This is a genomic window from Halostella limicola (assembly GCF_003675875.1).
Taxonomy (GTDB): Archaea; Halobacteriota; Halobacteria; order Halobacteriales; family Natronoarchaeaceae; genus Halostella; species Halostella limicola.
In genome coordinates this window covers 267,591-289,712 of the sequence record NZ_RCDI01000001.1, presented here as the reverse complement: position 1 = coordinate 289,712, position 22,122 = coordinate 267,591, and the positions used below count along the sequence as shown (strand labels likewise).

Annotated in this window: 21 protein-coding genes; 14 read left to right on the top strand and 7 right to left on the bottom strand. The window is 68.9% G+C overall.

Going from position 1 to position 22,122, the window contains the following annotated elements:
* Nucleotides 1-10 precede the first annotated feature (10 nt).
* From D8670_RS02615 to D8670_RS02595, 5 genes are all read left to right on the top strand, one after another.
* A complete protein-coding gene (locus D8670_RS02615; RefSeq protein ID WP_121816550.1) occupies nucleotides 11-1,030 on the top strand; it encodes a hypothetical protein in 1,020 nt (339 codons plus the stop codon).
* A gap of 57 nt (nucleotides 1,031-1,087) precedes the next feature.
* Nucleotides 1,088-2,290, top strand: a complete 1,203-nt coding sequence (locus tag D8670_RS02610) for an MFS transporter (protein ID WP_121816549.1) — start codon at nucleotides 1,088-1,090, stop codon at nucleotides 2,288-2,290.
* A gap of 70 nt (nucleotides 2,291-2,360) precedes the next feature.
* Nucleotides 2,361-2,612 (top strand): YgaP family membrane protein, encoded by a 252-nt coding sequence (locus D8670_RS02605; RefSeq protein ID WP_121816548.1) that lies wholly within the window; start codon nucleotides 2,361-2,363, stop codon nucleotides 2,610-2,612.
* Between the two features lie 82 nt (nucleotides 2,613-2,694).
* Entirely contained in the window at nucleotides 2,695-3,171 is a 477-nt protein-coding gene (locus tag D8670_RS02600; protein WP_121816547.1) for a hypothetical protein, read from the top strand.
* Between the two features lie 251 nt (nucleotides 3,172-3,422).
* Nucleotides 3,423-3,893 (top strand): hypothetical protein, encoded by a 471-nt coding sequence (locus D8670_RS02595; RefSeq protein ID WP_162994132.1) that lies wholly within the window; start codon nucleotides 3,423-3,425, stop codon nucleotides 3,891-3,893.
* A gap of 331 nt (nucleotides 3,894-4,224) precedes the next feature.
* On the opposite strand, the gene D8670_RS02590 is transcribed toward D8670_RS02595, so the two are convergent.
* A complete protein-coding gene (locus D8670_RS02590; protein WP_121816545.1) occupies nucleotides 4,225-5,391 on the bottom strand; it encodes a pyridoxal-phosphate-dependent aminotransferase family protein in 1,167 nt (388 codons plus the stop codon).
* A 146-nt stretch (nucleotides 5,392-5,537) separates the two neighbouring features.
* Between D8670_RS02590 and ligA the strand changes: the two genes are divergently transcribed.
* Complete coding sequence (ligA, locus tag D8670_RS02585) at nucleotides 5,538-7,598, top strand: NAD-dependent DNA ligase LigA (RefSeq protein WP_121816544.1); 2,061 nt, start codon at nucleotides 5,538-5,540, stop codon at nucleotides 7,596-7,598.
* 47 nt (nucleotides 7,599-7,645) lie between these two features.
* Here the strand turns inward: ligA and D8670_RS02580 are convergent, their stop codons facing one another.
* The 3 genes from D8670_RS02580 to D8670_RS02570 form a co-directional block, all read right to left on the bottom strand.
* Nucleotides 7,646-8,524 carry an ABC transporter permease gene (locus D8670_RS02580; RefSeq protein ID WP_121816543.1) on the bottom strand — a complete coding sequence of 293 codons (879 nt, stop codon included), beginning with the start codon at nucleotides 8,522-8,524 and terminating at the stop codon, nucleotides 7,646-7,648.
* On the bottom strand, nucleotides 8,521-9,429 hold the full coding sequence (locus tag D8670_RS02575; RefSeq protein ID WP_121816542.1) for an ABC transporter ATP-binding protein: 909 nt from the start codon (nucleotides 9,427-9,429) through the stop codon (nucleotides 8,521-8,523). The genes D8670_RS02580 and D8670_RS02575 overlap by 4 nt, the downstream gene beginning before the upstream one ends.
* A gap of 70 nt (nucleotides 9,430-9,499) precedes the next feature.
* Nucleotides 9,500-9,775 carry a DUF7967 family protein gene (locus D8670_RS02570; protein WP_121816541.1) on the bottom strand — a complete coding sequence of 92 codons (276 nt, stop codon included), beginning with the start codon at nucleotides 9,773-9,775 and terminating at the stop codon, nucleotides 9,500-9,502.
* A gap of 195 nt (nucleotides 9,776-9,970) precedes the next feature.
* Between D8670_RS02570 and D8670_RS02565 the strand changes: the two genes are divergently transcribed.
* From D8670_RS02565 to D8670_RS02545, 5 genes are all read left to right on the top strand, one after another.
* On the top strand, nucleotides 9,971-10,327 hold the full coding sequence (locus tag D8670_RS02565; RefSeq protein WP_162994131.1) for a hypothetical protein: 357 nt from the start codon (nucleotides 9,971-9,973) through the stop codon (nucleotides 10,325-10,327).
* A 117-nt stretch (nucleotides 10,328-10,444) separates the two neighbouring features.
* Nucleotides 10,445-11,452, top strand: a complete 1,008-nt coding sequence (locus tag D8670_RS02560) for a helix-turn-helix transcriptional regulator (RefSeq protein ID WP_162994130.1) — start codon at nucleotides 10,445-10,447, stop codon at nucleotides 11,450-11,452.
* A 49-nt stretch (nucleotides 11,453-11,501) separates the two neighbouring features.
* Nucleotides 11,502-13,235, top strand: coding sequence for an excinuclease ABC subunit C (locus D8670_RS02555; RefSeq protein WP_121816538.1), 1,734 nt, complete (start codon nucleotides 11,502-11,504; stop codon nucleotides 13,233-13,235).
* A gap of 197 nt (nucleotides 13,236-13,432) precedes the next feature.
* On the top strand, nucleotides 13,433-15,151 hold the full coding sequence (locus D8670_RS02550; protein WP_121816537.1) for a Na+/H+ antiporter NhaC family protein: 1,719 nt from the start codon (nucleotides 13,433-13,435) through the stop codon (nucleotides 15,149-15,151).
* Nucleotides 15,152-15,295: 144 nt separating this feature from the next.
* Entirely contained in the window at nucleotides 15,296-15,802 is a 507-nt protein-coding gene (locus D8670_RS02545) for a DoxX family protein (protein ID WP_375137270.1), read from the top strand.
* 18 nt (nucleotides 15,803-15,820) lie between these two features.
* On the opposite strand, the gene D8670_RS02540 is transcribed toward D8670_RS02545, so the two are convergent.
* A complete protein-coding gene (locus tag D8670_RS02540; protein WP_121816535.1) occupies nucleotides 15,821-16,393 on the bottom strand; it encodes a DUF7344 domain-containing protein in 573 nt (190 codons plus the stop codon).
* Nucleotides 16,394-16,878: 485 nt separating this feature from the next.
* Here D8670_RS02540 and D8670_RS02535 point away from each other — a divergent pair, with 485 nt between their 5' ends.
* Nucleotides 16,879-18,357 carry a helix-turn-helix transcriptional regulator gene (locus D8670_RS02535; RefSeq protein WP_121816534.1) on the top strand — a complete coding sequence of 493 codons (1,479 nt, stop codon included), beginning with the start codon at nucleotides 16,879-16,881 and terminating at the stop codon, nucleotides 18,355-18,357.
* A gap of 20 nt (nucleotides 18,358-18,377) precedes the next feature.
* Here the strand turns inward: D8670_RS02535 and uvrB are convergent, their stop codons facing one another.
* Nucleotides 18,378-20,441, bottom strand: a complete 2,064-nt coding sequence (uvrB, locus tag D8670_RS02530; protein WP_121816533.1) for an excinuclease ABC subunit UvrB — start codon at nucleotides 20,439-20,441, stop codon at nucleotides 18,378-18,380.
* A gap of 146 nt (nucleotides 20,442-20,587) precedes the next feature.
* Here uvrB and D8670_RS02525 point away from each other — a divergent pair, with 146 nt between their 5' ends.
* Both D8670_RS02525 and D8670_RS02520 read left to right on the top strand, forming a co-directional pair.
* Nucleotides 20,588-20,986, top strand: coding sequence for a hypothetical protein (locus D8670_RS02525; protein ID WP_162994129.1), 399 nt, complete (start codon nucleotides 20,588-20,590; stop codon nucleotides 20,984-20,986).
* A 68-nt stretch (nucleotides 20,987-21,054) separates the two neighbouring features.
* A complete protein-coding gene (locus D8670_RS02520) occupies nucleotides 21,055-21,327 on the top strand; it encodes a DUF7553 family protein (protein WP_121816531.1) in 273 nt (90 codons plus the stop codon).
* Between the two features lie 14 nt (nucleotides 21,328-21,341).
* Here D8670_RS02520 and D8670_RS02515 read toward each other — a convergent pair whose 3' ends face one another.
* Complete coding sequence (locus D8670_RS02515; RefSeq protein WP_121816530.1) at nucleotides 21,342-21,959, bottom strand: rubrerythrin family protein; 618 nt, start codon at nucleotides 21,957-21,959, stop codon at nucleotides 21,342-21,344.
* Between the last annotated feature and the right edge of the window lie 163 nt (nucleotides 21,960-22,122).

Below are 22,122 nucleotides of genomic sequence, written 5' to 3'. Positions count from 1 at the left end.
AACTATACACATGGAGGTCCCCCGCGAGGTCCGCGAGCGGCTCGAATCGTACCCCAACGTCGTCGGCACCACCGTCGGCCCGAAGCGCGTCGACGACCGGCCGACAGAGGAGGAGTGCCTGGTCGTCCTCGTCAGCCGAAAGCTGCCCCGCGCCCAGCTCGACGACGAAGAGGCGATCCCCGAGACGGTCGAGATCGACGGCGAGACCGTCCGGACCGACGTGCAGGAGGTCGGCGACGTCTCCCTCCAGGCGGTCCGGACGCCCGCCGTCCGGCAGACGCAGCGTCGACAGGACCGGTGGCGCCCCGCCCCCGCCGGGGTCTCGGCGGGCCACCCCGACGTGTCGGCGGGAACGCTCGGATCGCCGCCGCTGCGGACCGGCGACGGGGAGACCGTCGTCCTCACGAACGCCCACGTCGCCGCGCCGGTCGACGACGCCGCCGCGGGCGACCCGTTCCTCCAGCCCGGCCCCGCGGACGGCGGCAGTCCCGAGGACCGGATCGGGGACCTGCTGGAGTGGAGCGCGATCGCGCGCGACCGGCCGAACGAGACCGACAGCGCCCTCGTGGCCGTCGACGAGGGAGCGGTCCGCGACGACGTGCTCGACGTCGGCCGGCTCGCCGGGTTCGAGGAGCCGACGCGGGACGCGACGTTCACCAAGAGCGGCCGGACGACGGGCGTCACCACGGGCGACCTGCGCGGCCGGGACACCCGGATCCGCGTCCGCGGCTACCACGACGAACCGACAGTGTTCGAGGGCGTGGACACGTTCGGCCCGATGAGCGCCGCCGGCGACAGCGGGAGCCTGATCGGCGTCGAGCGCGACGACGGCTTTCACGCCACGGACCTCCTGTTCGCCGGCAGCGACCGCGTCACGTTCGGGATTCCGCTGTCGGCCGTCGAGGCCGAGCATGGGTCGCTGACCCCGGCGGGGGCGTCGCGCCGCGACGGCGGCGGTCGGAAGTCCGCCGACGGGCCGAACTCGCTCGTCGGCCGGCTGATCGACCTCTTCGCGGCCGTCGCGCCCTGATCCCGGGGAGCGCTCGCGACTCGGGGCGCTTTTCATCCGAGAGCGACAACTGCCGCCGTGCACCGGACACGACGCGACCGAGGGCTGCTCGCGGCGGTCGTCTTCACGGTCCTGCTCGCCCAGACGCTCCTGTACCCGGGCGTGCCGGATCTCGTCGCCGCGCTCGGCGCGACGACGGCGCTCGACGCGAGCATGTGGTTCCTCGTCGCCGAGTTCGCCGCCTTCGTCTCCTTCGTCGGCGTCTGGGGCGCGGCCAGCGACGCCGCGGGCAAGCGCGTCCCGTTCATTGCGGCGGGGGCGGTCGGCGGGTGCGTCGGCTACGCCGCGCTCGCCGCTGCCGGGGCCGTCACGGACCTCTCGTTCGAGGCGGTCCTCGTCGTCCGCGCGCTTCAGGGCGCGGCGACCATCGGCGCGTTCTCGCTCGCGATGACGATGCTGATGGACCTCTCGGGCGGTCACGGCCGGAACATGGGCGCGGCGGGCATCGCCATCGGCCTCGGCACGGCGACGGGGGCGCCGCTGGGCGGGCAGCTGACCGAGATCGACCCGCTCGGACCGCTGTACGTCGCCAGCGGCCTACTGTTCGTCGCCGGCGTGCTGGTCCTCCGCGTCGAGGACCGAACCCCCGATCGGGAGGAGAACCTGCGGGCCGCGCTCGGCAACCTCGTCGGCACGCCCGCGCTCGGCATCCCGTACGCCTTCGGCTTCATCGACCGCCTCACCGCGGGCTTTTTCGCGCTGGTCGGGACGCTGTACTTCCGGTCCGCCTTCGATCTCGGCGCGGGCGACACCGGACTGATGCTCGCGCTCTTTTTCGCCCCGTTCGCCCTCCTGCAGTACCCCTTCGGGACGCTGTCGGACCGCGTCGGCCGCCGCCTGCCCATCCTCGCCGGGTCCGCGCTGTACGGCCTCGGCGTCGTCGCCGTCGGACGCGCACCGACGGTCGAACTCGCCGGCGCGGGCATGGTGCTGGTCGGCGTCCTCGGGGCGCTGATGGCCCCGGCGACGATGGCGCTCGTCACCGACCTCGCGCCAGCGAGCGAGCGCGGCGCCGCGATGGGCGGGTTCAACCTGTTCGGCAGCCTCGGCTTCCTCGCCGGCTTCCTCGTCGGCGGCACCGTCGCCGACGCCTACGGGTTCGGAACCGCCTTCCTCGTCGCGGGGGGCCTCGAAATCCTCCTCGCGCTCGTGACGCTCCCCTTCCTCCTCCGACTCGACGCGGAGCGGACCGAGTCGTTCGGCGGGACCGAGGAGGCGTGAGGTACCGTCCAGAGCGCCCGCACGCGATCGCGGCCGAACCTTTCTACTGCTCCGCGCCGTAGTCGGGAGCGTGACGACAGACACCGAGACCGAGTCCGCGCTCGCACCGAGTCGAAACGTCGGCGGTCGGGACCGCAAGGCCCGCGGCGTTCTGGGCGTCCTCCTCGGCCTCGCGGCGGTCCTCGCGCTCGGGTTCAACCGCCGGACGCAGGCCGCGGTCGTCGGCGTCGCCGCCGCCGGCCTGCTGTTCAACGCCGTCGTCGGGTTCTGCGGCCTGAACGCGCTACTTGGGATCGACACCTGTCAGCGGAACGTCGACTGAGGCCTCCGTCCGGCTTTCCAACGTCATCTGTTCTTTCGAAACCGACACGAGTCCTTAACCGTCGCAGTCCCCGCTATCGGATATGGACGACGGGAACGCGATAGACGCGCCGGACGATCCGATCGACGCGCTCGAACGAGGCCTCTCGGCGTACCTGGCCGTCGACGCGGTCCGGGACCTGCTCGACGCCGTCGACGTCGAGGCGCTGCTCTCGGACGCACCGATAGAGGAGGCCGTCGACTACGAGTCGGGGGTCCGCGTCGTCGGCCGCCTAGTCGGCCGCGTCGCCGTGAGGGACGTCCTCGCCCGGTCGCCCGCGGGGCCGCTGGTCGAGCAGGTCGGCGGGCAGGCCGCCGGCGCGAAAGCCGGGGAGGCCGCGGCGGACCTGCTGATCGAGCAGTACGATCCCGAGGGGCTGCTGGCGGCGCTGGAGGCGCAGTTCGACTCGAACCTCTGGGTCGAGAACGTCGCGGGCGGCGCGGAATCGATCGAGGACGGCGTGGACATCGAGATAGAGTCGGCGGACGACCAGACCGACGACGGGTCGAACGACCATTAGGCATGAACGAGGACGATTGCGACCGATAGGCGTCCAGCGCGGCGACCGCCGTCGCAGTCGTTCTGTCGGCGGTGCGAGCGATGCGGGACGACACATGCGTCGAGCGCGTACGAGAACGCATGCCCGGCCAGTCGACCGGAGGAAGCGTTTCGCGACGGATACGACACCGCGCGGGACCGTTGATAGACCGCCTGGCGAAGAGAGTCACTCGTCCGGAGTACCACGTCCGACCCGAGGGTTACGTGGGGACCGTGCGCCTCTCAGCCGACGAGTTCCGATCGAGGCTTCGCGAGCGCGGATTCGGCTGGGACCCCGTCAGTTTCTACCACTTCACTCCGCTTGGCGAGAGCGCTGACGGTAGCTACGTGTACCGGTCGTCCCCCTTCGCCGACCGTCAGGTACACGTCGTCCTGTTCGTCCAGCGGCCGGAGTGTATCGACGTCTACGCGCACGAGGAGTACAACTGGCTTCGCCATCCGCGCAAGCACGCCGCGGAGGAGAACATCGACCGCGTCGGCGGCGTGTCGGCGGTGCGAGAGTGGTTCGACGAAACGGACGTCCCGTACGACCGCCGAGACCGAATACGCCGCACAGTCGACCACGTCGTTCAGCGGGCGCGGAGGTACGTCAACGACCGCGCCGCCGCACACCCGGGACGACTCCCGGTCGTACGGCACGTTCTCTCGACGGTGACAGAGGGAAAGGGTCGTTCAAAAAGCTAATCTGGGACCGATCGGCGCTGCGCTTGAGGTGTCTGAGTGGTCACCGGCGAGGAGCGAAAAGGGGGTGGGAAAACGGTTCGGCGAAGGGGGGCTTGGGGAAGGGAGCCGCCGAAACGCCGAACGCGGTACGCGGTGCCGGGGTACCGCAGTCGTCGCTAGGGGCCGGAACCGAAAAACGGTGACTCGTTCTTGCGGCGGCGGCTCACGACCGACCGCTGGTCGTCGAGCAGGGAGCGCGTCCCCGCGATCGCCTGACGTCGCCGCACGTCGCGACGCGCTCAGAGTTCAGAGCGCGCTGCGTCGAGACCGGCATCTCCGACGAAGGCGTCGCTTACAACTGCTCTCGCGCTGCGGCGACGCCTTCGTCGACCTCCACGTCCACGCCGACCTCGTCCATCGCCTCGCCGACCGTCCGGATCCCGCGGAGGATCTGGTCGGCGGTGAGGTTGCCCATGTTGCTGACGCGGAAGATGTCGCCGCCGAGGTGGGCCTGCCCGCCGCTGATCGAGACGTTGCGCTCCTCGACCGCGGCGAAGAACTCCTCGGGCGACTCCTGCACCGAGTCGGGCAGCGCGACGGCGGTGAGCGTGTTCGAGTACTCGGTGGGGCCGTCGGCGTCGGCGAACAGGTCGAGGCCCATGGCGGCGAAGCCCTCGCGGAACGCGGCGGCCTGCGCGCGGTGGCGCTCGATACGGTCCGGCATCCCCTCCTCCTCGATCTGCTCGACGGCGACCGCGAGCGCGCGGAACAGCGGCACCGCGCTCGTGAAGGGCGTCTGGTGGCTCTCGGCCTTGCGGAGGTGCCAGTCCAAGTCCTCGTAGAACGGCGCGCTCTCGCCGTCGAAGTCGTCGACCACGTCGTCGGTGACGTACAGTGCCGAGATCCCCGGCGGCGCGGCGAGCGCCTTCTGGCCGTCCGTGATGGCGATATCGATGTTCCAGTCGTCGACGCGGAGCACGTCGCCGCCGATGCTGGTGACGCCGTCGACGACGAAGCGAGCGCCGTGCTCCTCGGCGATCTGGCCGACCTCTTCGGTCGGGTTCAGGAGGCCGGTGCTGGTCTCGTTGTTGACGAGGGTGACCACGTCCGTCTCGTCGGTGATCGCCTCGCGCACCGCGTCCATCTCGAACGACTCGCCCCACGTCGCCTCGACGCGGGTGCAGTCGCAGTAGCGGTCGGCGATGCGGGCGAAGCGCCGTCCGAACTTGCCGTTGACGAGCGAGACGACCTCGCTGTCCTCGTCGACCAGATTGGCGACGGCGGCCTCCATCCCCATCGTCGCCGTCCCGTTGAGGACCAGGCTCGTCCCGCCGCTCGACGTCGGTTCGCCGTCGAGCGACGACCGCTCGAACACGTAGTCGAGCCCGTCCTGCGCGCGCTCGTAGATGGCCTCGAACTCCGACGACCGGTGCGAGATCATCCCCTCGTCCATGGCGGTCCGCACCTCGTCCGTGATCGGCACCGGCCCCGGGTTCAACAGCAGGAACTCCTCGGTCATACCTGCCGATTTCGCGTCCCGACAGATAAGCCCGCCGGGTTCTGCAAACGTCGCCACCTTGCGGGTCGTTGTCAGTGCGGGAGTGCGTCCGGGCGCGCCGGTCCGTGACGCAGAGGTTTAGGGCCGCCCGCGAGTACGACCGGGCGATGGCGACCCCCGACACCGACGACAACCCCTACGTCCGCGACCCGCCGACGGACTTCGTCCCCGTCTCCGATCTCGGAGAGGACGAGGCCCGCGAGCAGGCCGCGCTGTTGCGGGAGGCGATCCGGTTTCACGACCGCCGGTACTACGTCGAGAGCGACCCGGTGATCGCCGACCGCACCTACGACGCGCTGTTCGCCCGCCTGGAGGAACTGGAAGACGAGTTCGACCTGCAGACCGACGACAGCCCCACGCGCCGGGTCGGCGGCGACCCCGTCGACGAGTTCGACACGGTCGAACACGTCGCGCCGATGCTCTCCATCGACCAGAGCGGCGAGGAGGCGGACGTCCGCGAGTTCGACGAGCGCGTGCGCGAGGAAGCGGGCGACGTCACCTACGTCTGCGAGCCGAAGTTCGACGGCGTCTCGGTCGAGGTGGTGTACGACGAGGGCAAACTGGTCCGCGCGACCACGCGCGGCGACGGGCGGGAGGGCGACGACGTGACCCGGAACGTCCGGACCATCGGCGCGATCCCGCAGCGACTCCGGGGCGCGTATCCGGAGTTCCTCGCCGTCCGCGGCGAGGTGTACATGCCCCGCGACGGCTTTCAGGCGTACAACAGCGAGCGCGTCGAGCGCGGCGAGGAGCCGTTCGCCAACCCGCGCAACGCGACCGCGGGCACCATCCGCCAGCAGGACCCGAGCGTCGTCGCCGAGCGCCCGCTCTCCTGTTTCTTCTTCGAGGTGCTTTCGAGTAGCGACGAGTGGCCGACGCGCTGGGCGGAACACGAGGCGCTCCCCGAGTTCGGCCTGCCCGTCACCGACCGCGTCGAGCGCGTGGACTCCGTCGACGACGCGATCGAGTACCGCGACCGCCTGCTCGACGCCCGCGACGACCTGAACTACGAGATAGACGGCGCGGTGATCAAGGTCGACGACCGCGAGACCCGCGAAGCGCTGGGCGCGACCGCCCGCCACTACCGCTGGGCGTTCGCCTACAAGTTTCCGCCGCGCAACGAGCGCACCACCGTGCGCGACGTGGCGATCCAGGTCGGCCGCACCGGTCGGCTCACGCCGGTCGCCCTGCTCGACCCCGTCGACGTCGGCGGCGTCACCGTCTCTCGGGCCAGCCTCCACAACCCCGAGGAGATCGCCGAGAAGGACGTCAACGTCGGCGACGAGGTGCGCATCGAGCGCGCGGGCGACGTCATCCCGTACGTCGAGGAGGTGACCGAGAAGCGCACCGATGGCCACTACGAGTTCCCGGACACCTGCCCCGTCTGCGACAGCGCCGTCGAGCGTGACGGCCCGATGGCCTTCTGCACGGGCGGGATGGCCTGCCCCGCGCAACTACGCCGCGCGGTCCAGTACTTCGCCAGCGACGACGGGCTCGACATCGACGGCCTGGGCGAGAAGAGCGTCCGCCAGTTCGTCGAGGCGGGACTGATCGAGGACAGCGTCGCGGACCTCTACGAGCTAGAGCGGGCGGACCTGCTCGACCTGGAGGGGTGGGGCGAGAGGAGCGCGGAGAAACTGCTCGCCGAACTGGCGGCGACGACGGAGCCGCCGCTGCCGGACTTCCTCTCGGCGCTCGGCGTCCCCGGCGTCGGCCCGTCGACCGCCCGCGAGCTCGCAGGGGAGTTCGGAACGCTCGACGCTGTGATGGACGCCGACGAGGACGAGCTACGGGCCGCGCCGGACGTCGGCCCCACCGTCGCCGCCCAGATACGGGAGTTCTTCGAGAGCGAGGCGAACCGCGCGGCGCTCGCCGCCCTCCGCGGGCGCGGCGTCGACCCGCAGCCGTACGAGGCCGAGACAGGCGAGGAGCTCGCCGGTCTGACGTTCGTGTTCACCGGGTCGCTCGACGGCTACACCCGCAGCGAGGCGCAGGAACTGGTCGAGCGCCGCGGCGCGAACGCGACAGGGAGCGTCTCGGGCAACACCGACTACCTCGTGGCCGGCGAGAACCCGGGCGCGTCGAAGGTGAGCGACGCGGAGGCCGAGGGCGTCCCCGTCCTCGACGAGGACGAGTTCGAGGAACTGCTCGCGGAGCGGGGCGTCTAACGTCGGCCCCGGAACGGCCGAAAGCGGGGATCAGAGCTCCGGGCGGCTCACAGCTCCGCGTCGCGGAAGACGAGGTAGCCGAGCCCGACCGGGACGACGAACCAGAGCAGCATGTACGCCACGACGAACGGGTCCGAGAAGTGGACCGGCAGCGTCTCGGGGAGGAGTTCCTGAGCGCGCTGCTGCTCGAAGAACCCGAACATCATGACCCGGGCCTGACGGCTCGTGTCGAAGATGAGCGCGTCGACGAGCGTCTTGTACGCCTGCGTCGGATTCAGTAGCTTGAGAAACAGGCGGGTTCGGACCGCGGTCCCGGCGCCGAGGTCGAGTTCGCCGATCAGCGTGTTCACCGCGAAGTTCCAGAGGAACGTAAACAGCATGAACAGCCCCAGCGACCCCATCATCGCCCGGCGGCTCGTGGCGAACGCCGCCGAGAGCCCGACCGCGAGGCCGACGAACACGACGCCGAAGAGCACCGTCAGGAGCCCGAACAGCGTGAAGTTAGCGAGCTTCAGGGAGAGCGACGTCGGCAGCATCACGAGGAGGGAGAACAGGAAGCCGACGGCGATCGGAACGGCGAGGACGGCGCTGCGGCCGAGCACCTTGCCGGCGACGACGTCGCGCCGCGAGTGCGGGAGCGAGAGCAGTATCTTCATCGTCCCGCTCTCGCGCTCGCTGGTGATCGCCGCGTACGCGACGACGATGGCGATGACGGGGACGAGCAGCGCCGACGCCTCCTTCATGATGAAGATGAACGCGTCCGTGCTGCCCTCGGCCTGTGCGGGCTGGTTCTGGCCGAACTCCAGGTAGAAGATCAGCAGCGGCGGGAGCGCGAACACGAGCACGAACAGCGCCGACAGCGCCCACAGGCCACGCGAGCGGACGGCGTCGGCGAAGTCCTTCTTCGCGACGACCTCCCAGGTCATGCTCGACCCTCCGTGTAGGAGACGAACAGGTCCTCCAGCGACGCGTCCTCCGTGTCGAAGTCCTCGACGGTCGCCCCGGTGCCCTCGACCGCGTCGATGACGGCGGTCTTCGCGTCGTCGTTACAGGCGACCGACAGCGTGTGGTCCCGGACGGAGACCTCCGAGACGCCGTCGACCGCTTTCACCGCCTCGGCGACGCCGTCGGGGACCCTGTCGACGGTGATCGTGAGCCGGCCGTCGGAGCCCGCCGCCTCGCGGAGCCCCTCGATGCTGTCCTCGGCGACGAGTTCGCCGTCGCGGAGGATGCCGACCCGGTCGCAGACGGCCTCGACCTGGCCGAGGATGTGGCTGGAGAAGAACACGGTCGCGCCGCGGTCGCGCTCCTCGCGGATGATCTCGCGCATCCGCCGCGCGCCGTTGGGGTCGAGCCCGGTCGAGGGCTCGTCGAGGATCAGCAGATCGGGGTCGCCGACCAGCGCCATCGCCAGCACGAGGCGCTGGGCCATCCCCTTCGAGTAGCCGCCGGCCTTCCGGTCGGCCGCGTCGAGGATGCCCGTGCGCTCCATCAGCGCCTCGGGGTCGTCGTTGGTGCCCTTGGACTCGACGGCGAACTCGAGGTGCTGGCGCCCGGTGAGGCGGTCGTACACGTCGAATCCCTCAGGGAGAACGCCGACGTGCCGGCGGACCTCCACGCTCTCCGCGGAGACGTCCTTGCCGAACACCTCGACGGTGCCGGAGGTGGGGTCGATGAAATCGAGGATAGCGTTGATCGTCGTCGACTTGCCCGCGCCGTTGGGGCCCAGGAAGCCGTAGATCTCGCCCTCCTGGACGGTCAGGTCCACGTCGCGGAGGGCGACGACGTCCCCGTACCGTTTCGTCACGCCGTTCAGTTCGATGGCGGCCATGGATGTGGATTGTCGGATTCCCGTTATAAATACGTTCGTACTTCCCGCTGCAACTAACCTGTGAGACGGCTCACAGGGGCTCGTCCGGGTCGCGGTCGTCGGCGACCCGGCGGGCCTCCTCGGCGTACTGCTTCCGACGGTCCGGATCCTCGACCGGCTCAAGGTCGGCGGGAGCGACCGTCGTCGCCGCGGTCACGTCCGCGCCGCGGTCGAGCGCCGCCGAGGAGAGCTGGCGGCGATAGCGCCGGTCGCCGTCCGGCGTCGCATACACGAGCGTCACCAGGTTCCGCTGGTCGAGGTCGCGTTCGACGAGCCAGACACGGACGCGGTCGTCGCTGTCGTCCATCGGGCGGCCTTCGATCCCCCGCCAGTTGAAGGTGACGCAGGTTCGGACGTTTCGTCGGTGGAACGGTTTCTAACCGCCACTTAGGATCGGCGGTAAATTACTAATTCGGCTACACGAAACGGCGCTCTCGCGAAACAGTTCGGAATCTATCGGAACGAGGTTCCCTCTTTAATCACGTCCCAGTCGGTGTTTCTGATGCAGAGAATGAGAGACAAATTGCCAAGCAGACGCGTCGTGTTCGTCGCGATCGTAGCCGTGATGCTCGTCGGACTCGCCGGTTGCGGCGGTCCCGGCGGCACTAACGACACGAACGAGACTACCGCAGAGGGCGTCGCCGAGAACGACTCGGGCGTCGGTGACAACGATACGGGCGTCGGCGATGACAGCGAGGACGGCGCGGCCGAAGAGGGCGAGACCGGCGAGGAAGGGAACGACACTGGTGAGGGTAACCAGGTCGGTAACGAGAGCGACGAGGAAGCCGAAGACGTGGGCAACGAATCCGAAGAGATCGGCAACGACACGAACGAGACCGGCGGTTCGCTCGTCGGGTAACCGAAGTTAAGCCGACGCTTTCTGCCGTCCCACCGGACGGCGCTCGAGAGGCATCACTATCGTGATGTCTCAATATGCCTCGACAAACGGTATAGGACAGGACGGCGAATGAGGGGTATGGAGTTGGCGAGAAGGGCGCTCGCCCTGATCGGTGTACTCCTGATACTTACGAGCGTAGGCACCCCGGTATCAGGACTGCAGGCTGCCCAGGACGGGATCACCGACGTCGAGTTGACGGGATCGGCGGTCGTCAGCGAACAGAACGATTCGTCGTTCGTCTGGACAGACGAATCGTTCAACCTTTCCGTCTCGTTTTCGGGCGACGAGAGCCGCGCGTACGAGGTGTGCGCGTATCGGTATCACGAGGGGAACCAGAGCCACAGGCTCGGCTGTACGGAGACGGCCGCGCAGAACGCCACCGTGACCTTCCCCGTCGACAAGTGGCCCGTGAACGAAACCGGCCCGCAGACGGTGCAGATCGTCCTCTCGACGGGTGACGGGGCGGCGACTGACCTGCAGACGAAATCGGTGACCGTAATAGAGAAGGAAGGTGACCTCGACGGTGACGGTCTGAGCAACAAGAAGGAGGTGGACGAGGGGCTGAACATGACGAACGCGGACATGGACCAGGACGGCCTCACCGACGGCGCGGAGGTCGAGAACTACGGGACCGACCCGACGAAGGCCGACTCCGACGGCGACGGCCTCCGCGACGGTCTCGAACTCCAGTTGGGGACGGACCCGACGGATGGGAGCACCGTCGCCAAGCTGAGCGCCGGCGGCTTGCTGCTCGGCGTCGGCCTCGTCGTCGGGTGGTTCCTGCTCAGACGCCGTCGGACCGGCGAGGAGGGGACCGTGGAAGCGGCCGAGACCGCCCCCGAAGCAGCGGACGAACCGCTCCTGACGGACGAACAGCGCGTCATCCAGCTCTTGGAGGAGAACGGCGGCCGCATGAAGCAGGCGGCGATCGTCAACGAGACGGAGTGGTCGAAGGCGAAGGTGAGCCGCCTGCTTTCGGACATGGTCGACGAGGGGAAGATCGAGAAGCTCTCCATCGGACGGGAGAACATCATCCACCTCGAAGGCCACGGTCCGGAGGCCGCGAAACCGCCGTACAGCGAGTGATCCGCCGGAGGCGTCAGGTACAAATCTCCCGCAGGGCTAGGTGGCGGCGATGAACGCCGCCGCGGTCCGCGAGCGGGCGAGCGACCTCCCCCGAGAGCCCGGCGTCTACCAGTTCCGCCGCGACGACGCCACGCTGTACGTCGGGAAGGCCGTCGACCTGCGGGACCGGGTCCGCTCGTACGCCGACCCCCGGAGCCAGCGGATCGCCCGCATGGTCGAGCGCGCCGACGGCGTGGAGGTCGCCGTGACGGACACGGAGACGCAGGCGCTGCTGCTGGAGGCGAACCTCATCAAGCGCCACCAGCCGCGGTACAACGTCCGGCTGAAGGACGACAAGTCCTACCCGCTGGTACAGCTGACCGACCACGCCGTCCCGCGCATCGAGGTGACGCGGGACCCCGACGAGGACGCCGTCGCGTACGGGCCGTTCACCGACAAGGGACGGGTCGAGACGGTCGTGAAGGCCCTGCGCGAGACGTACGGCGTCCGGGGCTGTTCCGACCACAAGTACGCCAACCGGGACCGTCCCTGTCTGGACTACGAGGTGGGCCTCTGTACCGCGCCCTGTACCGGCGAGATAAGCGAGGAGGCGTACGCCGAGGACGTCGCCTCGGTCCGGCGCTTCTTCGAGGGAGAGACGGGCGTCCTCGCGGACCCGCTCCGCCGCGAGATGGAGCGGGCGGCCGGGAACCAGGAGTTCGAGCGCGCCGCCAACCTCCGCGACCGGCTCGACGTCGTCGAGTCGTTCCACGAGGGGGGCGGCGAGGCGGTGGCGAGCCAGGGCGGCGAGCGGTCGGTCGACGTGCTCGGGGTCGCCATCGAGGGCGGCGACGCGACCGTCGCCCGACTCCACAGCGAGGGCGGGCAGCTGGTCGATCGGGAGCGCCACCGCGTGGCCGCGCCCGAGGGCGACGAGAGGGTTCCCCGCGTCCTCTCGGCGTTCCTCGCGCAGTACTACGCCGAGCGGGAGCTGCCGGACGCCGTCCTCCTGCCCGAGCGCCACGACGACGAGGAGGTCGCGGCCTGGCTCGAGGCGGAGGGGGTCGCGGTCCGCGTGCCGGGAGCGGGCCGGGAGGCGAAGCTCGTCGATCTGGCGCTGAAAAACGCTCGGCGGCGCGGCGGCGGCCGCGACGAGACGCGCGCACTGGCCGGCGAACTGGGGATCGACGCCGCCGAGCGGATCGAGGGGTTCGACGTGAGCCACGCGCAGGGCAGCGCGGTCGTCGGCAGCGACGTGACCTTCGTCGACGGCGAGCCCGAGAAGTCCCACTACCGGCGGAAGAAGCTGGAGGAGCGAAACGACGACTACGCCAACATGCGCGCGCTGGTGCGGTGGCGGGCCGAGCGCGCCGTCGAGGGTCGCGACGACCGACCCGACCCCGACCTCCTGCTGATCGACGGCGGCGAGGGACAGCTCGGCGCCGCCCGCGACGCGCTCGCCGAGACGGGCTGGGACGTGCCCGCCGTCGCGCTGGCGAAGGAGGAGGAGCTGGTCGTGACGCCGACGGGGGTGTACGACTGGCCGGACGACGCGCCGCACCTCCACCTCCTCCAGCGGGTCCGGGACGAGGCTCACCGCTTCGCCGTCCAGTACCACCAGACGGTCCGCGACGAAGTGTCGACCGTCCTCGACGACGTTCCCGGCGTCGGTCCGGAGACGCGAAAGCGCCTGCTCCGGCGGTTCGGGAGCGTCGAGAACGTCCGGGACGCGACCCCCGACGAACTGCGAAGCGTCGACGGGGTCGGCGAGAAGACCGCAGAGACGCTCGCCACGCGGCTGTAGCGCCGTCAGGACGGCCGTCGCGCCGAAACGCCGGATCGAGTAGTCCTCGTACCGAAGCGGCGAATCAGTCGGTCGTTGGGGAACTGAACACCCGTTCACAGTTTACGCCTCTAGACCTTCATTACCAGCGGGTAACACGTGCAATACGGCGGTATCTCCCGAAAACGTCATATGTTGTGCTAGAGAATCGCACGGATATGGCATCGGAATTCGGAGCGATATCGCTTGTACCGCCGTTGCTGGCGATCGTGTTGGCGATCGCCACGAGACGGGCGATGCTGTCGCTGTTTCTCGGCGTGTGGGTCGGGGGAGCGATCGTCGCCGCCGCCGCGGCCGACACCGTCGTCGAGTACGCCGCGGTACCGTTCACCGGCGTCGTCGAGGCGTTCGACTGGATTGTCAGCGCCGTCGGGGAGAGCACGTTCCAGGCGAAGATCATCATCTTCACCTTCCTGCTCGGCGCGGGGATAGCCCTGCTCTGGCGGCTCGGGGGGTCGCTCGCCGTCGCCCAGTTCGCCCGGTCGAAAGTGGACTCCCACCGCCGGGTGGGGGTCGTCACGTGGCTGTTCGGGATGGTGTGGTTCTTCGACGACTACGCCAACACCGCCATCGTCGGGTCGGCGATGAAGGACATGGCCGACAACATGCGGATGTCCCGGGAGAAGCTGGCGTACATCCTCGACTCGACGGCCGCCCCCGTCGCGACGTTCGGCATCTCCTCGTGGGTCGCGTTCCAGATCGGCCTCGTCGCGAGCGCGTACGAGGAGATGGGCATCCAGGGCGAGACGCCGTCGGCCGTGGCCACGTTCCTCTGGTCGATCCCGTTCAACGTCTACTGCCTGCTCGCCGTGTTGATGGTCGGCATCGTCGTCGTCACCCAGCGTGACTTCGGCGAGATGCTGGACGCGGAGACCCGCGCCCGCAGGACGGGCAACGTGACGCGGGAGGACGCCAATCCGCTCCAGAGCATGAAGGAGGACCTGGGCGACCCCGTGACTGACGACCCCCGCCTGCGGACGTTCGTCTTCCCGGTACTCGTCCTCGTCGTCGTCGTGCTCGGCGGCGCGGCTTACACCGGATGGACCGGATTCATGGGGTCCGACGCCGTCGAGGGAACGTTCACCTTCGGCGAGGCGCTTCTCGGACAGGCACCGATGGACGGCGGCGAGATAGCCCTCGGCATCGCTGAGAACGCCGACTTCACCGGCGCGCTCGTCTGGGGGTCGTTCGGCATGGTGGCGACCGCGCTCACGCTCGGCCTGATCGACGACCACATCGACCTAGAGGAGGGGATGGAGACCGTGCTCGACGGCTTCGGCATCATGCTGCACGCGGTCAGCATCCTCGTGCTGGCGTGGTCGATCGGGTCGGTCGCCTCCGCCCTCGGCACGGGCGACTACGTCACCGGCATCGCCGAGGGGATCGTCACGCCGACGCTCCTCCCCATCGTCATCCTGTTTGCCGCGGCGTTCATCTCGTTCTCGATCGGGACCTCGTGGGGGACCATGGCGCTCGTCACGCCCGTCGCCGTGCCGCTGGCGTGGTCGATCGGCAACCAGAACCCCGAGATGGTCGCCGTCGCCGTCGGCGCGGTGTTCAGCGGGTCGATCTTCGGCGACCACTGCTCGCCGATCTCCGACACGACCATCCTCTCGTCGACGTTCGCCGGGTCGGACCACATCGACCACGTCCGCACGCAGATGTACTACGCCGTCACCGTCATCTCCGTCGCGACGCTCGCGTACCTCATCTACGGCGTCACCGGCCTCGGGCCGGCCGTCTTCCTGCCCGTATGCGCGGTCGTGCTGATCGGTCTCGTCTACGGGCTCTCCGAACTCGACGCGAGTCGGAAGGACGTGCCCGCCAAGCCGTTCGACGGGGCGGGCGCCGACCGCGGAACGGCCGGGGACGACTGACCCCGCGACCGTCCCCCGCTTGAGACCGCGGGGGAACATGTTCTCACCGTCTGGGAATCGTCTCACCGGTTGAAGTCCGTTCGTCGCCAACTCTCAACCGTAAGGTGACCAATAATGGCGACTAACGAAGCCACCGTCGAGTGGATGGGTCGAGAGGAAGAGTTCGAGTACGCCGGGTCGGTCGCCGGCTACGTGACCGTGCTGGTCCGGCTCGTCGTGGGGTACTGGTTCCTCCACGCCGGCTGGGGGAAGTTCGGCTTCGTCGCGGGCGAGCCGTTCGACGCCGGGGGCTACCTGGCGAACGCCGACGGCAGCCCGATCGCCGGGCTGTTCGCGCTGGTGGCCGAGACGCCGTGGCTGCTGGAGCTCACGAACGTCATGATCCCGGTCGGCGAGTTCCTCATCGGCCTGGGGCTGATCCTAGGAGCGTTCACCCGGCTGGCGGCGTTCTTCGGCGGGGTCCTCATGACCCTGTTCTACCTCGGGAACGCCGACTGGGCCCACGGCTACGTGAACGGCGACCTGCTCGGCCTCCTGCTGTTCGTGGTCGTCGGCGTGTTCGCCGCGGGCCGGCTCCTCGGCGTGGACGCCTACCTCGAGGAGACCGAGTTCGTGAAGCAGCGGCCGAAGCTCCGCTACCTCCTCGGGTAGCGGCCCCGGTCGCCCCCGTCACGTCGTCGCGATTTTCGTCGCCGTCACCGCCGTGAACAGCACCAGGACGACCGCCGAGAGCGCGACGCCGGAGACGTTCGCTAACGGTGCAATATCGAAGGCCACCCCGACGAGGAGGGCGGCGCAGAACCCCGACACGCCGAGGTAGCGGCCGTCCCAGCCGCGCGCGGCGTCGTCCGCTTCGTCGCCGGATTCGACAGACGGGAGATAGTGGTCGAGGCGGTCCGCGAGCGGGGTGCGCTCGACCGTCTCGGCACTCTCGTCGTACTCGACGACGCCCGCATCGTCGAGCTTCGGGAGGTGAGAGTGATACAGCGAGACGTAGACGCGCTCGCGCTCCTCGGGCGGCAACGCCCGGACCGTCGTGTCGCATTCCCGCGCGGCCACCCGCTCCGCGACATCGTCCACCCGCACGGCCCCGTCCTCTCCCTGCAGGCACCGGAGGACGTTCCGCCGGCGCCCGTCCTGGAGGAGGTGGAAGACGTCGTCCACCGTGAGGGTCGGGGCGTCGTCGCTGTCGGACGGCTCCTCTCTCGTCGGTTCGTCGGCGGAGGCTTCGATCGTGCTCATTGTCGTCGACCAGTGCATTCTCCGGGGGAGTAATAAACTCACAAACCAGTAGCGTCAGTTGCATACTGTTGCAGTAAATTCTAGCGGGCGGGGGAGACCGTTCAAACGTTTCAAACCCCGTTTTCGCGCCATATGGCGGCCTCGACAACGGTTCTGGTTTCTCGACGGGGCGCCGGTTCGAATTACAGCTACAGTTAATCCGCCGGCGTTGACGGGGCTTCGATCCGGGATCAAAGGGTCGCTACCGAACGGTGGAGAAAGGGAAAGTCCGTTCCTGACCGTCGCGGAGAGATGAGGGGAGCAGGGTCCGCGGTACGTCCGACCACCACGCGAACTGCCACGTCAGTTCGACGCGGTTACGGGCCCGCCGTTTCGCGGTCGGGGCGGTCCCGGCGAGTCGTAGTGTTGTTCAGTTGTCTTTTCACAGAGGAAAGATTAACGGTGGAGACCGAAGTACGGCTACTCGATAACGATCGACGATCCGTATGGAACGTAGGACACTCGCCGTTGCCCTCCTCGCCCTGTCGTTTCTCCTCTCCCCCGCCAGCGCGGCCGCGGCAGGCGGGCCGGTAGTCACGATAACGGAGACGTCGTACTCCGGCGAGGGCGTCGTCGAATCGCCGGGCGACTCCGTTCGGCTGTGGCGGTCCGAGCCCCACGCCGTCAACGTGACGCTCTCGGAGTCGATGTGGGTGAGAAACTCCTCGTCACGCGTGCGGGTCTGCGTCGGCGTCGCCGACGACGAGAGCGAGTCGGTGCGCACCCTCGCCTGTCGAGAGGCGAGCGTCGGCGAGGAGGACGTGACGGTCACGGTGCCGGTCGAGGAGGTCCCCGAGAACGCGACCGGCCGCCGAACGGCGGTGGTGTCCGTCTGGGAGGCGGGGTCGGACTTCGAGGAGAGCGCGCTCCACGACCGACAGGAGGTTCCGGTCCAGATCCTCGAAAAGGACGGCGACCTCGACAGCGACCGGCTGACGAACGCCCACGAGGTCGAACTCGGAACCAACGTCTCCGAGGCCGACACGGACGACGACGGCCTCCGCGACGGCGAGGAGGTACACGAGTACGGGACCAGCCCGACCGCCGTGGACAGCGACGACGACGGCCTCCGCGACGGCGAGGAGATCAATCGCGGGACCGACCCGACGGTCGCAGACACCGACCTCGACGGCCTCACGGACGCGGCGGAGGTCAACGAACACGGCACCGACCCGACGAAATCGGACACCGACGGCGACGGCCTCACCGACCGGGAAGAAGTTCGCAACTACGGGACCGACCCGACGGCCGTCGACACCGACGGCGACGGCCTCACCGATAGCGAGGAGGTCGACGAGTACGACACCGATCCGAAGGTCCCGGACACCGACGGCGACGGCCTCACCGATAGCGAGGAGGTCGACGAGCACGGCACCGACCCGACGGATCCCGACACCGACGGCGACTTCGTACGCGACGGCACCGAGGTCGCGCTCTGGGCGGCGCCGAACAGCGCCCTGACGCCGCTAGCGTACGCGATCGCCCTGCTGGGAGGCGTCGCCGCGGCGGTCTGGCGGGTCGGTAGTCTCGGCGACCGCGGCCTCGGCGACGGACTCGAACGACTCCGAGCGGTCGGCGGTTCGGGGTCCGACGGGGAAGCGGACGCCGAATCGAGCGACCGCCCGGGCTCCGTCTCCGACGCGGACGAGGGCTCCGGAGGGCCGACAGGGGCCGGCGAGTCGGCGTCGCCGACGCTGATCACCGAGGAAGCTCGCGTCCTCCGGATGCTCGACGAGTATGACGGCCGCCTCCCACAGAGCGACGTCGTCGACCGGACCGAGTGGTCGAAGTCGAAGGTCAGCCGGCTCCTCTCCCGGATGGAGGACGACGGGGATATCAGGAAGATCACGATCGGCAGGCAGAACCTCATCACGTACCCGTCCGACGAGCCGCTGGAACACGACCGAGAGCGCCCCGACGAGTAAATCGCCCGCGGGATCGACCGTCAGAACTCGGGGTCGATCTCCGGCGCGACGCCGTCGTCGTCCTCCCCCGCGAGGTCGAACTCCTGACGGAGTTCGCGGATGCGGTCGCGGATGTCCGCCGCGAGTTCGAACTCCAGGTTGTCGGCGGCCTCGCCCATGCGCTCCTCCAGCTGCTCGATCCGGCGGGCGGCCTCGTCGGCGTCGCTCGGCCCGTCGCCGGCGACGTCGCTGGTGTCGGTCTGGGAGCCGGGCAGGTTCGTCTCGCCGACCTCCTTCTCGATGGTCGTCGCCTCGAAGCCGTGCTCCTCGTTGTACTCCTGCTGGATCCGCCGGCGGCGCTGTGTCTCCTCGATCGCCGCCTCCATCGCCGACGACCGCTCGTCGGCGTACAGCACCACTTCGCCGTTGACGTTGCGGGCGGCCCGCCCCATCGTCTGGACGAGCGTGGTCTCCGAGCGGAGGAACCCCTCCTGGTCCGCGTCGAGGATGGCGACGAGGCTCACCTCGGGGATGTCCAGCCCCTCGCGGAGCAGGTTGATGCCGACGAGCACGTCGATCTCGCCGAGCCGCAGCGAGCGGATGAGCTCGTGGCGCTCGAGCGTGTCCGTCTCGTCGTGCATGTACGCCACGTCGATGCCCGCCTCCTCGAAGTACTCCGTGAGATCCTCGGCCATGCGCTTGGTGAGCGTCGTGACGAGCACGCGCTCGTCGCGCTCGACGCGGTCGTCGATGCGGTCCATGAGGTCGTCGACCTGCCCCGTCGCCTCCGCGACCTCGACCTTCGGGTCAACCAGGTGGGTCGGGCGGACGATCTGCTCGACGATCCGATCGGAGTGCTCGCGCTCGTAGTCGCCGGGCGTCGCGGAGACGTACAGCGTCCGGTCGACCCGGTCCTGAAACTCGTCGAAGGTGAGCGGGCGGTTGTCGTACGCCGTCGGGAGCCGGAAGCCGTTCTCGACCAGCGAGTCCTTCCGGGACTTGTCGCCCTCGTACTGCCCCTTGATCTGCGGGAGCGTCTGGTGGGACTCGTCGATGACGGTGAGGAAGTCGTCGGGGAAGTAGTCGAGCAGGGTGTACGGCGGGTCGCCCGGTTCGCGGTCGCCGAGGTAGACGGAGTAGTTCTCGATGCCCGAGCAGTAGCCCGTCTCCTGCAGCATCTCCAGGTCGAACGTGGTGCGCTCCTCGATGCGCTGGGCGGCGATCATGTCGCCCTTGCGCTCGAAGTACGACACCCGGTCGTGCATGTCCTCTCGGATCTCGTCCATCGCGTTCTGCAGCCGCTGCTCTGGGATGGAGTAGTGCTCCGCCGGGTGGACGAGCACCGCGGGCTCCTCGCTTTTTACCTCGCCTTCCAGCGGGTCGATCTTCACCATGCGGTCGATATCGTCGCCCCAGAACTCCACGCGGACGGCGTAGCGGCCGTACATCGGGTATATCTCGACGGTGTCGCCGCGCACCCGGAACGTGCCCTGCGTGAAGTCGACGTCGTTGCGCTCGTAGTTCAGGTCGACCAGCTGGCCGAGCAGCTCGTCGCGGTCGATCGTCTGGCCCACTTCGAGCCGCATCGACATGTCGACGTAGTTCGACGGGTCGCCGAGGCCGTAGATGGCCGACACCGAGGCGACGACGATGACGTCGTCGCGGGTCAGAAGCGACCGCGTCGCCGAGTGGCGCAGGCGGTCGATCTCGTCGTTGATCGAGGCGTCCTTGTCGATGAACGTGTCCGTCTGCTCGACGTAGGCCTCGGGCTGGTAGTAGTCGTAGTAGGAGACGAAGTACTCGACGGCGTTGTCAGGGAAGAGGTTCCGGAACTCCTCGTACAACTGCGCCGCGAGCGTCTTGTTGTGGGCGATCACGAGGGTCGGCTTCTGTATCTCCTCTATCACCCACGAGACGGTGTTGGTCTTGCCCGAGCCAGTCACGCCGAGCAGGGTCTGTTCGTCCATCCCCTGCCGGTAGCCCTCGGCCAGCTGCTCGATGGCCTCGGGCTGGTCGCCGGCCGGGTCGAACGGCGCGTCGACGCGAAACGGTCGTTCCTGGTCGGGACGGTCCGGGGAGAGCGGACCGGAGTTGGCGTCGCTCACAGTAGTCGCGGTAGGGGTCGGAGTCACTTTACGCGCTCGGTCGCGGCGGCGAGAGGAGTCCTGTGCCCAACGTTCCCATGGGAACCGTGATCATATATTTCAGTACGGCAACACTTATGGCCGACGGTGTAGTCGATACGGATCCCATGGTTAATCTACGGTTCACCCGCTCGGAAAAGATCGGGATGACGGGGTCCCTGACCGTCGTCCTGAGCGCAGTCCTCCCCTGGGTGACGACGGGACTCGGGCGCGTCTCCGCGTCCGGCCTGGCCGACGGCTACCTCGGCTGGGCCACCGTCGCGCTCGGACTCGTCGCCACCGCCGGGATACTGGCGTGGGGCTGGCGGATCCGGACGCGTGCCCTCCTCATCGGCGTCGGCCTCCTGACCGCCGCCGTCATCGCCCGCACCGTCCTCACGATCTCGGCGAACGCGAACCCGGGGCTCGGTCTCGTGACGACCGCGCTGGGCGCGACCGTCATGGTCGGCAGCGGCACGTACGGCCTCCTGAACGAACACGTCCGCCGGCGGCGGGTCACCGCCTGACGAACGCTCCGGCAGAAGCCGACGCGTTCCGTAAAAGTTCTTTACGACGCTTTCGCGTGGTTTCGACTATGAGCAGAGAGGAACTTCAGCGAGCGAGCGAACTCCTGCGCGAGGCGAGCGAGGCGGCCGACGACGCGGAAGCGCGGGAGCGACTCGGCGAACAGGCCGACGAGTTCGCCGATCTCGCGTCCGCCGACCGCGACCCCGACCACGGCCGCCTGGCGCGTCACGAGCGCATCGTCGACGACGCCGCGAGCGGCGAGAACGAAACCGTCCGGGAGAACGTCGAGGAGGCGATAGAGCGCGTCCACGCCTTCCGCGAGACGATCGAGGGCGTGTGACGCAGTCGAGAACGCTAACAGACCGGCTTCGGATTGACGCCCATCGCCTCTAACTTCTCGACGTAGTCGTCGTACGCCGCCTGGATAGCGCCGCTCGCCGCTTCCGTGGCGCGCTCCCGGTCGTCGTCCGACTCGCACACCTCTTCGAGCGCGTCGAGGCCGCCGCTCCATCGGTCCTCCAGATCGGAGCCGTAACCACGGAACAGTGACGCCGTCTGCGGATCGGCCTCGCCCGTGAAGAAGCCCGACATCTGCGTCGCGCGCTTCTTCTCGGCGAGCGCCGCGCCGATCAGGCCGCCCGCGACGCGGGCGACATCGCCGTCGAGGCCACGGAGGTACACCTGTATCGCGGGCGTCCCGCCCGCCTCGTGGTCGTCGAGTTTCCCGGCGAGCGTCTCGTAGTGGTCGTGCTCCGCGGCGGCGACCTCGTCGAACCCGTCGATATCCGACTCGCCGGCCCACTCCTCGAACGTCTCGGCGGCGGCGTGGGCGCCGTCAGCGGCCGCTGTGAGGACGGCGTCGGCCTCCATCTCGCCGTCCGTGAGCGCGTACAGCGCTTTCGAGGAGCCCAGGCGGGAGAGCGCGGTCTCGTTCTCGTCGCGGATCCGGTCGAGGAAGTCGTCGGCGTTCATGCGCAGTGGTTGGAAGGGGAGTCGTTTGTAAGCATCGTCACGGGCAGGGCTTGGCGACGAATGTGAACCGCTGCAGCGGGGACGGCTTCGAAAGTCTCCGGCCCCTTCCTTCTCGCCTGTGGGCTGGTCGGTCGGCTACTGCAGAATGAAACGTTCTACTAGG